Below are 13,246 nucleotides of genomic sequence, written 5' to 3'. Positions count from 1 at the left end.
CGCCGCCCGGAGGCGGCGCGTTCCTGTTTGCGATGCGCGGCAGCGATGGGTGCCGGAGCGGGCGCGCGCTTCAACCGGCGGCGGCCGTCGACGCGCGCATGATCAGCCGCGGCTCGAACGTCGAATAGCTCGCGTCGGTGCGTCCGGCGAGCGCGTCGATCAGCTTCTGCATCGCGAGCTCGCCCATGTTCTCGCTCTGGATGTCGATGGTGGTCAGCGCGGGCGCCGCATATTCGCCGTACGGCACGTTGTCGATGCCGGTGACGGACACGTCCTGCGGCAGCCGGAAGCCGAGCGACGCGGCTTCCTTCATGAAGCCGAGCGCGATCAGGTCGTTGTAGCAGATCACCGCCTGCGGACGCTGCGGCCCGAGCATCACGCGCGAGCACGCGCGCTCGCCGGCCTCGGCGGTCGGCGCATGCGCGTCGTGCACGTCGAGCGTGAGCCCCGCTTCGGCGAGGCAGTCGCGCGCGCCCAGGATCCGTTCGTCGTTCACGCGCGCGGTCCCGAAGCCGAGATACGCGATGCGCGTATGACCGAGATTGAGCAGATGCCGCGCGAGCATGTAGGTGGCGAGCCGGTTGTCGATGCCGACGCTCGGAATCGGCAGGCCGGGGCTGCGCCGCAGCAGCACGAGCGGCTTGTGCAGGTCGAGCATCCAGCCGGCTTCCTCGTCGGGCATCCGCGTGCTGACGATCAGCCCGTCGACGCGCTGCGCGAGCGCCTCGATCAGCGAGCGTTCGCGCGCCTGGCTCTCCTCGGTATCGACGAGCAGCAGCGTGTAGTCATGCTCGAGCGCGACGCGGTTCGCGCCTTTGACGACGTTCGTGAAGTACGGGTTGCTGATGTCGAGGATCACGAGGCCGATGGTGCGCGTGCGCCCGGTGATCATCGAGCGCGCGAGCGGGTTCGAACGGTAGCCGAGCCGCTCGATCGCTTCCTTGAGCCGCGCCTCGACGGCCGGCGAAAAGCGCTGCGTGCCGTTCACGTACTTGGACACCGTCGCGACCGACACGCCGGCTTCCGCCGCCACGTCGCGGATCGTCGGGGAAACTTTTTTCATTGGAAGGGTAACGTTTTCGTCAGCTTACGCCGGATTGTGGCAGAAAAAGCCCGCGTCCGGCCGCTGGCCGATATCGGGAAAGTGCGGACGACTGCGAACGGGTTTGGACATTGACGTTCGGCTTTTGTCACGCGTATAGTTGGAAAACGTTTTCCGACTTCGACCGATTCCACCGATTTCGGGCAACTTCCAGGACACCCTCAGGACAGATTCAAGGAGACTCGATGAACGCCTCATCCACCGGCGCACGCAAGCCGTTCGGGCGCCTGCTGCTGACCGGCGCGGCCGGCAACCTCGGCCGTCAGGTGCGCGGCGCGCTGGCGAACTGGGCCGACGTCGTGCGCGTGAGCGACATCGCCGCGCTGGACGACGCCGCCCCGCACGAAGAAACCCGTGTCGTCGACCTGGCCGACCGGCCGGCGGTGATGGAACTCGTCGACGGCGTCGACGCGATCGTCCACCTCGGCGGCATTTCGGTCGACGCGCCGTTCGACGATCTCGTCGATGCGAACATCACCGGCACGTACAACCTGTACGAAGCCGCGCGCAAGCACGGCGTGAAGCGGATCGTGTTCGCGAGCTCGAACCATGCGATTGGTTTTCATCCGGTCACGGAGGTGCTCGACGCCGATTCGCCGCTGCGCCCGGACAGTCTCTATGGCGTGACGAAATGCTTCGGCGAGTCGCTGTCGCGCTACTACTTCGACCGCTTCGGGATCGAGACGGTGTGCCTGCGGATCGGCTCGTCGTTCGAGGCGCCGAAGAATCCGCGCATGCTCGTGACGTTTCTCAGCTATCGCGACTTCATCGAGCTCGTGCGCTGCTCGCTGCTGACGAACCGCGTCGGGCACGCGATTGTCTACGGCGTGTCGGACAACCCGGTGAAGTGGTGGGACAACATGAAGGCCGGCTTCCTCGGCTTCCGGCCGCAGGACAGCTCCGAGCAGTTCGCGGGGCTGTTCCCGCCGACGGCGCCGACGGCCGAGTACGACGATCCGGCGCAGCGCTACCAGGGCGGCGGTTTCGTCGTCGGCGAGCCGATGGAGCGCAACGCGAAGTAGGCGTCGCACGCGTCGCCGGCATCGCGGCTCAGCGCAGGATGTCGGTCGCCTTGTGTGACGCGTCCACGCCGTCGATCAGGATCAACGGGCCGCTTGCGTGCCGGGCGCGCAGCGGCTGGATCCACCGGTACGCATCCGATTCGTACCATGCGCGCGCCGCGGCGAGATCGGGAAACGCAATCGCGATCAGGTCGCCGCGCCACACGCCTTCGCACACGTCGGGCCGCGCGCCGTGAATGACGAAATGGCCGTCGAACGGCGCGAGCGTGCCGTCGATGCGTTCGAGGTATTCGACGATGTCGTCGCACATTTCGACATCGTGCAGGTGGGCGATGGCGTAGGCGGTCATGGCGGGCTCCGGGGTGTCGATACGATGCGTCGATCGGTGCGGCCATGATCGGCGCGCGGGCGACGCGCGTCGATTACCTGCGACGTAAGCCAATCCACGTGGCCGTGCGCCGCGCACAGCCGGCGCCTACATGCGGCACGCGCGCTCACGCACGCTTGCGTACCGGCCGCGGGTGCGGCACCGGCGCAGGCGCCGATACCGCCTCGGCCTCTTCCTTGCACAGCTTGTCGAGCATGCGTTGCGCGGCGCCCGCGCAATCCTCGCCGGCGGGCTTGTTCGCGATCTCGTCGATCAGCGCCTGCAGGTTGCGCCGGTTCTGCGCGAGCCGCTGTTCGAGCAGCACGATTTCGTCGACCTTGTGCCGCAGCGCATGCAGCAGCTCGTCGCGCGGCCACGCGCCGAGATTGGGCGGCAGCACGGCGCGGATTTCGTCTAGCGCGAAACCCGCGCACTGCGCGCGGTCGATGATCGCGAGCCGCGTCAGCGCTTCCGGCCCGTATTCCCGATAGCCGTTCGCCTGCCGGCGTGCCGGTTCGAGCAGGCCGCTCGCTTCGTAGAACCGGATGCGCGACGCCGCGATGCCGCTGGCGCGCGCCAGCTCGCCGATTTTCATGGTGTGCTCCTGGGGCTTGACCTTGAAGTTGACTTTAAAGTTATGGTTGGGCATCGTCAATCGAGGATGCCCACCATGAACCTGTTTGCCCCCCTCACCCTGCCCAATGGCGCCGTCATTCCGAACCGGCTCGCCAAGGCCGCGATGGAAGAGAACATGGCCGATGCGGATCACGCGCCGTCCGACGCGTTGCTGCGCCTGTACCAGGCGTGGGCCGACGGCCGGGCCGGCCTGATCCTGACCGGCAACGTGATGGTGGACGGCCGCGCGATGACGGGGCCGAACGGCGTCGTGCTCGACAGCGACGCGCATCTCGACCGCTTCCGCCGGTGGGCGCAGGTCGCGCGCTCCGGCGGCGCGCACGTGTGGATGCAGATCAACCATCCGGGGCGCCAGATGCAGGCGGCGCTCGGCCAGACGACGCTCGCGCCGTCGGCCGTGCCGCTCGCGCTCGGCGCGCTGTCGAAGCAGTTTCCGGTGCCGAAGGAGATGACGGAAGCCGACATCGACGACGTGCGGCAGCGCTTCGTGCGCGCCGCGCAGCTCGCCGAGCAAGGCGGCTTCACCGGCGTGCAGATCCACGCGGCGCACGGCTACCTGCTGAGCCAGTTCCTGTCGCCGCTGACGAACCGCCGGCAGGACGCGTGGGGCGGCAGCATCGAGCACCGCGCGCGGCTGCTGCTCGACATCGTCCGCGCCGTGCGGGCGACGGTGTCGCCGGCGTTCGTCGTGTCGGTCAAGCTGAATTCGGCCGACTTCCAGCGCGGCGGCTTCAGCGCGGACGATGCGAAGCGCGTCGTCGAACTGCTGAATCCGCTCGGCGTCGATCTCGTCGAACTGTCGGGCGGCAGCTACGAAGTGCCGGCGATGCAGGGCGAGGCGCGCGACGGACGCACGCTGGCCCGCGAAGCGTATTTCCTCGAATTCGCGCGGGACATCGCGGCGGCCGCACGCATGCCGCTGATGGTCACGGGCGGGATCCGGCGCCGCGCGGTGGCCGAGCAGGTGGTCGCCAGCGGCGTGGCGATGGTCGGCATCGCGACCGCGCTGTCGATCGAGCCGAACCTGCCGCGCGACTGGCAGGCCGGCAAGGACAGCGCGCCGGCGCTGCAGCCGATCCGGTGGAAGAACAAGGCGCTGGGCGCGCTGGCGAACATGGCCGTCGTGAAGTTCCAGCTCGCCCGGTTGAGCGCCGGGCGGCGCACGCATCCGGGCGTGTCGCCGCTGCGCGCGCTGGTGTCGCAGCAGGTGGCCGCGCAGTGCCAGACGCGGCGTTACCGCAAGTGGATGGCGGGGCGGGCGGCGCGCCAGTCGTGAGGGCGGTGTGTGGTGCGGCCCGACACCGGCTCAGACCGGTGAGGTCGGTGTGCGGTGCGGCCCGACACCGGCTCAGACCGGTGAGGTCGGTGTGTGGTGCGGCCCGACACCGGCTCAGACCGGATACGCATCGTCGACCTTCAGATTCGCGAGCCGGAACAGCGTGCGCAGCGTCTGCGGATGAATGTCGCGGCGCGCGGCGAGCGACGTCAGCATGAAGTCGAGGACCTTCGCGTAGCGCAGCAGCACGAGGCAGCGCGCGAGATCCGCGTTGCCGCCGCGCATGCCTTCCGCGAAGTGGACCATCTGGGTCGACAGCGCGCGCGCCATCTCGAGTTCCATCTGCTGTTTCTCGGTCCATTCGGGCTGAGGCTGTTCGAGCAGTTTCGCGAGAAAGAGCTGGAACGACGTATCCGACGAGTTGGGCAGCGCATCCATGAGGAGCCTCGTTGCGTGCGTGGATCGTTCGGGCGTATCCGGGGGACGAATCGCGATCCGGGTTCATCTCCGCGCCGATCGGCGGCGCGGCTGTCACTGCAATGCGAATGCAGGTTCCGTACCAGCATCGCGATCCGGTTGTTGAGCATGGTTGACGCGGGGCGCGGCAGCGGCCATCCCGTCCCGCCGATACTGGCTCGCGCGGAAAATCGAAGAGGGCGCCCATACGCTGCGCGCGGTTGCGATCGGCTGCGCGACACGGGCCGGACGGATGAAATGCTTCAGCGATGTAACGTAACGCCGCGCCAAAACCGGCTCATGTTGCCTCGACGAACAGGTGGCATGTCGCGGCTCGCGTGCGTCGACGGCGTCCGGTCGGTGTCCGTGCGCGTCGGGCGGGTTGCGCGCGGCGAACCGCGACGACACCCGCCGCACGAAAAAATGCCGCGACGCATGCGCCGGATGTTTCATAACCGAGACGTTTTTGCGCGCGGCGATCCGGATGCGCATGCAACCGACGTCGCCCACGCCATCCAACTGGCCCAGCGAATAACCGGACAACTGTCCATGGGCAGCCGAGCCGCGATTGCGAACAATCTCCGCATCATCCCTGCGAGGTTCGACATGAGCGTTCACACCTTCTTCTCGGCCAACCTGCTGCTGGCCTACGCGGCCTATTTCGTCGGCTCGGCCAGCCCCGGCCCGAGCAATCTCGCGATCATGTCGGTTGCCGCGAACCATGGCCGCAAGGCGGCGCTCGCGTTCGCGCTCGGCGTCATCTCGGGCGCGATGTTCTGGGCGACGGTGGCCGCGCTCGGCGTATCGGCGGCGCTGCTCGCGTGGTCGAAGCTGCTGGTCGCGATCAAGCTGTTCGGCGGCGTGTATCTGCTGTGGCTCGCGTTCAAGTCGGGCCGCACCGCATGGTCGGCCAGGGCGGCCACGACGCTGAAGGCTGCGCCCGAGCGGAAGCTGTCGCGCTTCTATGCACGCGGCGCGATGCTGCACCTGACGAATCCGAAAGCCATCCTGGTGTGGGTGTCGATCGTCGCGCTGTCGTCGAACGGCGCGGGCGCGGCGCGAGGCGCCGTCGTGCCGGGCTGCATCGTAATCGGATGCCTGGTGTTCGGCAGCTATGCGCTGGTGTTCTCGACGGACGGCGCGCGCCGGCTGTACGTGCGCGGCCGGCGCGCGATGGAGGCGTGTCTCGCGGTGGTGTTCGGCGTGGCGGGGATCCGGTTGCTGGCGTCGAACGTGTAATCGCGATGTCCGGCATCCGCGCATATTCCGTGCTCGCGCACATCGACGCGACGCGTGTCGTACTCGCGATCCACGAAAAGGATCCGGACGACCGGAAGGAAGTGCCGGCCGCGCTCGCGCGGTAGTCCGCCGACTCGCGACGGACAACGCGGGCGCGACACGCCGGGCGGGCGCGGCGACGCCCGCGCCCCGCTTCAGAAAATGAAGCCCGTGTTGATGAACTTCGAGTGGTGATCCGACACGATCGAATCGAGCAGCTGCTTGCTGCCGTCGGTCTGCTTCGCCGCGACCATCGAGCGGATCGAGAACGCGCGCAGCGCATCGGTCACCGACAGCGTGCCTTCCGCCGAGTCCTTGCGTCCCGCGAACGGGAACACGTCGGGCCCGCGCTGGCACTGGCAGTTGATGTTCACTCGGCACACCTGGTTGACGAGCGGATCGACGAGCGCGCCGATCTGTGCCGGATCGGAACCGAAGATGCTGACCTGCTGGCCGTGCTCCGACGTGGTCACGTAGTCGAGCGCGGTGTCCACGTCGTCGAACGGCGCGACCGGGATGATCGGCCCGAACTGCTCCTCGCGGTACAGCTTCATTCCTTCGGTCACCGGATACACGACGGCCGGATAGAACAGCGTCTTGCTGAACTCGCCGCCCGAGTGGTTGACGACCTGCGCGCCCCTGGCCTTCGCGTCGTCGATCGCGTCGGTCATGTATGCGGTGCGATGCATGCCCGGCAGCGGCGTGATGCTGACGCCTTTTTCCCACGGCATGCCGATCTTCAGCTGTTCGAGCGCGGCGGTGAAGCGCTTCAGGAATTCGTCGACGATCGACCGATGCACGAGCAGCATCTTCAGCGCGGTACAGCGCTGGCCGTTGAACGACAGCGCGCCGAGCAGGCACTCCTTCACGGTGAGGTCGAGATCGGCGTCCGGCAGCACGATCGCCGCGTTCTTCGCGTCGAGGCCGAGGATCGCGCGCAGCCGGTGCGACTTCGGATGCTGCTTCTTCAGGTGATCGGCGACCTTGCTCGACCCGATCAGCGCGAGCACGTTGATCTTGCCCGACGCGAGCATGTGCGGCACGACCACCGCGCCCGGCGCGTAGATCGTGTTGATCACGCCTTTCGGGAACGCGTCGCGGAACGCCTCGAGCAGCGGCTCGAACAGCAGCGTGCCGTACTGCGGCGGCTTGAACACCACGGTGTTGCCCATCAGCAGCGCGGGGATCAGCGTCGCGAAGGTTTCGTTCAGCGGATAGTTGTACGGCCCCATGCACAGCACGACGCCGAGCGGCGTGCGGCGGATCTGGCCGATCGTGCCTTCCGCGATCACGAAGCGCGAGTTCGCGTTGTCGAGCTCCTTCAGCGCGTCGATCGTCTGCGTCATGTACGTGACGGTGCGGTCGAACTCCTTCTGCGAATCGGCGAGGCTCTTGCCGATCTCCCACATGATCAGGTTCACGACCCGCTCGCGCTGCGTGACCATCCGCTTGATGAAGTCCTGCATGCACGCGATGCGCTGCTCGACCTTCATCGTCGGCCACTCGCCGCGGCCCGAGTCGTACGCGCGCACCGCGGCGTCGAGCGCCGCGTCGCTTTCCGTCTCGCCCATCACCGGGTAGCTGCCGATCTCCATCTGCGCGACGCTGCCGTCCTGCTGGCGCACGCATACGGGCGACAGCACGGTCTTGGTCGTGCCGTCCCACGCGCGCAACTCGCCGTCGACGAGCGACACGCGCTGGTGGATCGGCGCGGCGAGCCGGAACTCGGCGGGGATGTCCTGATAGGCGGGAAACAGCTGCTGCAGGGAAGCGGAATCGGGCATGACGGTCTCGTTTGACAGGTGTCCGGGAAGGACGGGCAATGCGGAATCCTGAGCTGAATGATCCTCGATCCTGAATCGGCATCATGACGCGCGGACGTCGAAGCGTCACGCGGCGGCGTGGCCGAAGCGCGGAATGGAACCAGTTCCATTAGAAAAGAACGCCGGGTCGATTGCAAGATTTGCCGAATGCGATCGCGCAATCCGTAAGCGTTTTGAAGGACTGTTTCCGAATGCCGGGAATAAGTCGCTCGGCGCATGCGCAAACGTTTCACTGCGACCGGTTTGGGCGGATAATGGCTTGGCGCGGTGAAGTAAAAAATGCCCCGGAACCTGAGAGAAAACAGACGCAGTGAAGAAATGAGAGAAGGTCCGCCGCGCTGCCGAAGCGAGGTCGGCTGCCCGGAGCGCCGGGTCGGGGTTGCCCGCCCGGCGCGCACCGGACCTCCCGCGGTACGCCGCGATCACTCGACGTCTTCGTCGTCCACCGCATCGAGATCGTCTCCATCCTCGTCCCTTCCCGGCGCCGCATACGCGCTTGCCTGTTCCAGCAGCCACGCGCGAAACGACTCCAGCGGCTTGCTGTGGCTGAACTCCGTCGGATACACGAGGTAGTACGCCGAATCGCCGACCGTCGTCGCGTCGCACGGCACGACGAGGCCGAGCTGCTGCAGCTGTTCCTCGACGAAGAACTTCGGCACCAGCGCGATCCCGAGCCCGGCCGCGGCCGCGCTGATCAGCATCGTATGCAGTTCGTAGCGCACGCCCTGCATCGTGCGGATGTCCTCGACGCCGTGCGTCTCGAACCATTGCGCCCATGCGCCGGGGCGTGTGGTCGAGTGCAGCAGCGGATACGCGAGCAGATCCTCCACGCGTTTGACCGGCCCGTCGAGCAGCGCGGGCGAGCAGATCGGCACGACTTCCTCGCCGAACAGATAGTCGGACGACGTGCCGGGCCAGGTCGGTTTGCCGTAGTGGATCGCGGCCTCGAAGTGCGTGTCCTCGAACGAGAACAGGTCGGTGCGGCTGCCCATGTTCACGCGCACGTCCGGCGTGCGGTCGTAGAAGCTCTTGATGCGCGGGATCAGCCAGTGCGACGCGAAGGTCGGCAGCACGGCGAGCTCCAGGTAGCCGCCGCCGCTGCCGTGCGCGATGATCGACAGCGTGTCGCGATCGAGCGACTCCAGTGCGCGCCGCACCTGCGTGCCGTACAGCTTGCCGGCGCGCGTCAGCACGACGCGCTGCTTCACGCGCGCGAACAGCCGCACGCCGAGGCTCGCCTCGAGCGTCGCGATCTGCCGCGATACCGCGCTTTCGGTCAGGAACAGCTCCTTCGCCGCGTGCGTGAAGCTCTCGTGGCGCGCCGCGGCTTCGAAAGCCACGAGCGCACCCATGTTGGGGATCTTGAATTTGCGCATGATGCTCGTTTCATCTGACGAACGGACCGGCCCGCGGCGGGCCGGCGGACCAGTGCGGGGACCGCGAATAATTCCAAAAACTCATCACATGTCAATTTAATCTCGCTTTACGCCCCGCTGCAACCCTTTGAATAATGCATCCCACGCAAGGCATGGCGCCCGCTGGGCGGCCGGCCACCCGAGTTGCCGGCACGTGTGCCGGCGGTCCTCCGACACGAGAATCCTGATGCGCAATCCGAATATCGAGAGCTTGCTGACGAAGCTGCTGGGACAGGCGAAGACCGACGCCCTGTTCGCGACCCTGAACATGCCGGCCATCCTCGACGAATGGGAAACCGACGTCGTCACGCGCGCGGAAATCGCCCAGGCGATGAACATGGCGCTATTCGAAGGGCTGCTCGAACGTTCGGCGAACGGCCGCGCGTACACGGCCGATGCCATCGAGAACGGCGGCTCGGTCTACTTCGACCACGGCGCGCTGCGCACGGTGCGCTGGCCGCACACGGGCGCGCTGCCGCCGGGCGAAGCCGCGTTCACGCGCATCCTGCGTCCGCTCGGCTTCCGCCTGAACGGCCGTTATCCGCTCGACAAGCTCGGCATGACCGGCCGCGCCTACGCCCATGAAGACGCGCCGGACGAGATCGCGCAATTCTTCGTCAGCGAACTGCATCCGGAACGTTTCTCGAAGGAATTCCAGCAGGCCGTGACGAACGTCGTGAGCTCGTCGCGCGATCCGCTGTCGCCCGCGGCCGTCGCGCTGCTGTGGGAAATCGAGCGCGAAGGCGGGTTGCCGCTCGACGCCGCGCATGCGCTGCTGCCCGAGATCGTCGGCGCGTTCGCCCGCCAGCACGACCTGCCGAACGAACTCGATTACGAAACGCTGCTGCTTGAATCGGCCGAGATGGCGTGGATCGCGACGGAAGGCAACGCATTCAACCATGCGACTGATCGCGTAACCGACGTGTTCAAGCTGTCCGACGACGAGAAGGCGAAGGGCCGGCCGATGAAGCCGGAAGTCGAGCGCTCGCGTTCGGGCCGCGTGTTCCAGACCGCGTATCGCGCGGACATCGTCGAGCGCGAGTTCCGCACGCGCGACGGCGACACGGTGAAGCGCAACGTGCCGGGCTCGTTCTACGAATTCATCACGCGCCGTCGCACGTTCGACCAGGCGGCGCGCCGCTGGGTGACGGACCTGCGTTTCGATGCGGGCAACGCGCAGGGCATCTTCAAGATGACGGCGAACGCGGCGAAGTAAACGAAGTAAGCGACGCACGATAATGGACGGGCCGGCGGCTGATGACAGCCGCCGGCCCGTTTGCGTTGCATGGGCGCCGTGATCGTCAGAACAGGTGCGTGACCAGATGGAACGACACCAGCACGCCGACCGGCACGCCGAGCAGCCATGCGATCAGATACTTGCCCATGTCGTTGTCCTTCGCGTGGCCGCGTCGCGGGATGCGGCGCGGCGGGGTGAGACGACTGGCGCGTTACAGCGCGCGATCGAAATCCTTCAACTGCTGCTCGGCTTCGTCGCGCGCGATCCCGTAACGCTCCTGGATCCTGCCGACCAGATAGTCGCGGTTGCCTTCGGCGACGGCGAGATCGTCGTCGGTCAGCTTGCCCCACTTGGCTTTCAGCTTGCCGGTCAACTGCTTCCATTGACCCTTGATCTTGTCTTCGTTCATCGTTCGCTCCTGGAGTAAGGGGGAGAAAAGCGCGGCGCGCGGCCGCGCGACAGTTCAGGCCTTCGCTTTCAAGCCGGATGCGTCGACGTGCTTCAAGCCCTTGATCGCGCGCGTCACGGCGACGGCCTTCTTCACCGCGATCCTCGACGGCAGCACGCCCGTCAGCGTGACGACGCCGTCGACCGTCTTCACGCTGACGTGCGTGCTCTTCAGGCCTTCGGCGGTCGCGAGTTCGCTCTTCACCTTGGTCGTGATCCACGTATCGGTGACGGGCTGGTTCGATTCGGTCGCCATGCCGTTGTCGGCCGGCGACGACGACTTTGCCTGCGCCGCATGCGTGAGCGGTGCGGCGGCGAGCAGACAGGCGGTGCTGACGGCGAGCAGCGTCGAAAGGTGCGAGATCCCGCAGATGGAGGCCGTGTTGAAGTGCGCGGACGGCGGCACGAAGGCGGTCGTCGTCGCCGGTCAGCCGATCGACATGAACGGCGAAGCGGGCATGCTGTTCACGTTCATGGATCTCGAGCCGCGCAAGCAGGCCGGCAAGCTCCAGGAGAAGGCCGGCGAGGCGGCCGATGTGGTGCGCAAGCATACGGGCACCGACACCCATATCGACCGGCACTGAGCGCCATTGACCGAATCGCGCGATGTGCACGCGTCGCGGCTGCCTGACACAGCGATGATGCATCATCGGCATTACCGGGCGCGGCCCCGAGGCAACGGCACTGGCGCGCAATCAGCCTGATGTTTCTCCGTCCCGGCCCGCCGTCGCGCGGGCCGCGTGCCGTCGGTCATGACGGCACTTGATGACAATTCCTCACAACGTAGTTCCGATATTTCGTTTGCTGCACGCGTATTGGCTACCCACAATCGGTTCACCTCTTTCGCGCCGACAGGTTCCCCGGAGACAGAACCGCGGTGATCGACCGGCAGGCGACGCGCCATTGGCGACGCCCCGCCGGCAGGAACATTCGCCGGGCACGCGGGAGGTCGCCGGCGCGCGATGGTCGCGCGTCGCATCCCGACCCACACAAGAAGGATTGGCCGATGACGTTCCGCATTCGTTCGCTTTCCGGCATCGCACTGACCGCCGCGATCTTCGCGTTCCAGACGGGCGCGGCCCACGCGCAGGAGACGGTCGTCAAGGTCGGCGTGGCCGTGCCGCTGACCGGCGGCGGCGCCGCCTACGGCAAGGACATCGAGAACGGCGTGCGCATGGCCGTCGACGAGGCGAACGCGGCGCATACGACGATCGGCGGCAAGCCGGTGAAGTTCGTCGTCGCGTCACAGGACGACCAGAGCGATCCGCGCATCGGCGTGCAGGCCGCGCAGCAGCTGACCGACGCGCAGGTGGCCGTCGTGATCGGCCACTTCAATTCGGGCACGACGCTGCCCGCGTCGAAGCTCTACGCGAAGGCCGGCATTCCGATGATCACGCCGTCGGCGACCAATCCCGACATCACGCGCGCCGGGCTCGGCACCGTGTACCGCGTGATCGCCACCGACGCGCAGAACGCCGGCAATGCCGGTGCGTATGCGGCGAGCGTGACCAAGGCGAAGCGCATCGCGATCATCGACGACCGCACGGCGTTCGGCCAGGGCGAAGCCGACGAATTCGAGAAGGCCGCGAAGGCGAACGGCGGCACGATCGTCGCGCGCGAATTCACGAATGACAAGGCCGTCGACTTCAGCGCGCAGCTCACCAAGATCAAGAGCACGAATGCCGACCTGGTGTTCTTCGGCGGCCTCGACGCGCAGTCCGCGATGCTGGTCAAGCGCATGCGCCAGCTCGGCATCCGCGCGCAGTTCCTGGCGGGCGGCGGCGTGATGAACGTGAACTTCATCAGGCTCGCGGGCAATGCGGCCGAGGGCGCCGCCGTGTGGGAATACGGGCAGCCGCTGTCGCGTCTCGCGAAGGGCAAGCAGTTCGAAACCCGATTCAAGCAGAAGTACGGCGTCGACATGCTCGCGTATGCGCCGTTCGCGTACGACGCGACGTGGATCGCGATCAACGCGATGCAGAAGGCGAATTCGACCAAGCCGGCCGATTTCAACGGCGCGCTGAAGACCACGCGCTACGACGGCATCACCGGCACGATCGCGTTCACGAACACGGGCGACCTGAAGAACCCGAGCTCGACGCTGTATGAAGTGAAGAACGCCGCGTGGCAGCCCGTCACCACGCAGACGGCGGACTGAATCGCCGAACGCGCGCGGACTTTCGCGGC

The 13,246-nt window shown here is 66.9% G+C and carries 14 protein-coding genes and 1 pseudogene; 6 read left to right on the top strand and 9 right to left on the bottom strand.

Features of this window, described 5'->3' with window-relative positions:
* Nucleotides 1-70: 70 nt before the first annotated feature.
* Nucleotides 71-1,174: pseudogene (locus DIE21_RS20700) on the bottom strand (LacI family DNA-binding transcriptional regulator).
* Nucleotides 1,175-1,287: 113 nt separating this feature from the next.
* On the opposite strand from DIE21_RS20700, the gene DIE21_RS20695 reads away from it, so the two are divergent.
* Entirely contained in the window at nt 1,288-2,124 is an 837-nt protein-coding gene (locus DIE21_RS20695) for an NAD(P)-dependent oxidoreductase (RefSeq protein WP_124499468.1), read from the top strand.
* A 28-nt stretch (nt 2,125-2,152) separates the two neighbouring features.
* Here the strand turns inward: DIE21_RS20695 and DIE21_RS20690 are convergent, their stop codons facing one another.
* Both DIE21_RS20690 and DIE21_RS20685 read right to left on the bottom strand, forming a co-directional pair.
* A complete protein-coding gene (locus DIE21_RS20690; protein WP_124499467.1) occupies nt 2,153-2,473 on the bottom strand; it encodes a DUF1330 domain-containing protein in 321 nt (106 codons plus the stop codon).
* Between the two features lie 145 nt (nt 2,474-2,618).
* Entirely contained in the window at nt 2,619-3,086 is a 468-nt protein-coding gene (locus tag DIE21_RS20685; protein WP_124499466.1) for a MerR family transcriptional regulator, read from the bottom strand.
* 75 nt (nt 3,087-3,161) lie between these two features.
* Between DIE21_RS20685 and DIE21_RS20680 the strand changes: the two genes are divergently transcribed.
* Nucleotides 3,162-4,403 carry an NADH:flavin oxidoreductase/NADH oxidase family protein gene (locus DIE21_RS20680; RefSeq protein WP_124499465.1) on the top strand — a complete coding sequence of 414 codons (1,242 nt, stop codon included), beginning with the start codon at nt 3,162-3,164 and terminating at the stop codon, nt 4,401-4,403.
* A 114-nt stretch (nt 4,404-4,517) separates the two neighbouring features.
* Here the strand turns inward: DIE21_RS20680 and DIE21_RS20675 are convergent, their stop codons facing one another.
* Both DIE21_RS20675 and DIE21_RS20670 read right to left on the bottom strand, forming a co-directional pair.
* The gene (locus DIE21_RS20675; protein WP_057925940.1) at nt 4,518-4,841 is read right to left on the bottom strand and encodes a hypothetical protein; all 324 of its coding nucleotides are present in this window, start codon (nt 4,839-4,841) and stop codon (nt 4,518-4,520) included.
* 93 nt (nt 4,842-4,934) lie between these two features.
* On the bottom strand, nt 4,935-5,477 hold the full coding sequence (locus DIE21_RS20670; RefSeq protein WP_124499464.1) for a hypothetical protein: 543 nt from the start codon (nt 5,475-5,477) through the stop codon (nt 4,935-4,937).
* Between DIE21_RS20670 and DIE21_RS20665 the strand changes: the two genes are divergently transcribed.
* The gene (locus tag DIE21_RS20665; RefSeq protein ID WP_124499463.1) at nt 5,466-6,098 is read left to right on the top strand and encodes a LysE family translocator; all 633 of its coding nucleotides are present in this window, start codon (nt 5,466-5,468) and stop codon (nt 6,096-6,098) included. The genes DIE21_RS20670 and DIE21_RS20665 overlap by 12 nt on opposite strands.
* Nucleotides 6,099-6,292: 194 nt before the next feature.
* Here the strand turns inward: DIE21_RS20665 and DIE21_RS20660 are convergent, their stop codons facing one another.
* Both DIE21_RS20660 and DIE21_RS20655 read right to left on the bottom strand, forming a co-directional pair.
* Complete coding sequence (locus DIE21_RS20660; RefSeq protein WP_124499462.1) at nt 6,293-7,921, bottom strand: NADP-dependent glyceraldehyde-3-phosphate dehydrogenase; 1,629 nt, start codon at nt 7,919-7,921, stop codon at nt 6,293-6,295.
* A gap of 461 nt (nt 7,922-8,382) precedes the next feature.
* Nucleotides 8,383-9,336 carry a LysR family transcriptional regulator gene (locus tag DIE21_RS20655; protein WP_124499461.1) on the bottom strand — a complete coding sequence of 318 codons (954 nt, stop codon included), beginning with the start codon at nt 9,334-9,336 and terminating at the stop codon, nt 8,383-8,385.
* A 226-nt stretch (nt 9,337-9,562) separates the two neighbouring features.
* Between DIE21_RS20655 and DIE21_RS20650 the strand changes: the two genes are divergently transcribed.
* Entirely contained in the window at nt 9,563-10,591 is a 1,029-nt protein-coding gene (locus DIE21_RS20650) for a DUF1338 domain-containing protein (protein WP_124499460.1), read from the top strand.
* Between the two features lie 232 nt (nt 10,592-10,823).
* Here DIE21_RS20650 and DIE21_RS20645 read toward each other — a convergent pair whose 3' ends face one another.
* Entirely contained in the window at nt 10,824-11,021 is a 198-nt protein-coding gene (locus DIE21_RS20645; RefSeq protein ID WP_124499459.1) for a CsbD family protein, read from the bottom strand.
* Nucleotides 11,022-11,075: 54 nt separating this feature from the next.
* Entirely contained in the window at nt 11,076-11,465 is a 390-nt protein-coding gene (locus tag DIE21_RS20640) for a BON domain-containing protein (RefSeq protein ID WP_409364640.1), read from the bottom strand.
* On the opposite strand from DIE21_RS20640, the gene DIE21_RS37885 reads away from it, so the two are divergent.
* Nucleotides 11,443-11,643 (top strand): hypothetical protein, encoded by a 201-nt coding sequence (locus tag DIE21_RS37885; protein ID WP_185642816.1) that lies wholly within the window; start codon nt 11,443-11,445, stop codon nt 11,641-11,643. The two genes, DIE21_RS20640 and DIE21_RS37885, sit on opposite strands and share 23 nt — an antisense overlap.
* A gap of 422 nt (nt 11,644-12,065) precedes the next feature.
* On the top strand, nt 12,066-13,217 hold the full coding sequence (locus tag DIE21_RS20630) for a branched-chain amino acid ABC transporter substrate-binding protein (protein ID WP_124499457.1): 1,152 nt from the start codon (nt 12,066-12,068) through the stop codon (nt 13,215-13,217).
* Nucleotides 13,218-13,246 lie beyond the last annotated feature (29 nt).

It is taken from the genome of Burkholderia sp. Bp9140, from assembly GCF_003853425.1.
GTDB lineage: Bacteria > Pseudomonadota > Gammaproteobacteria > Burkholderiales > Burkholderiaceae > Burkholderia.
The sequence above is the reverse complement of the archived record's forward strand: the minus strand, read 5'-3'. Positions and strand labels throughout refer to the sequence as shown.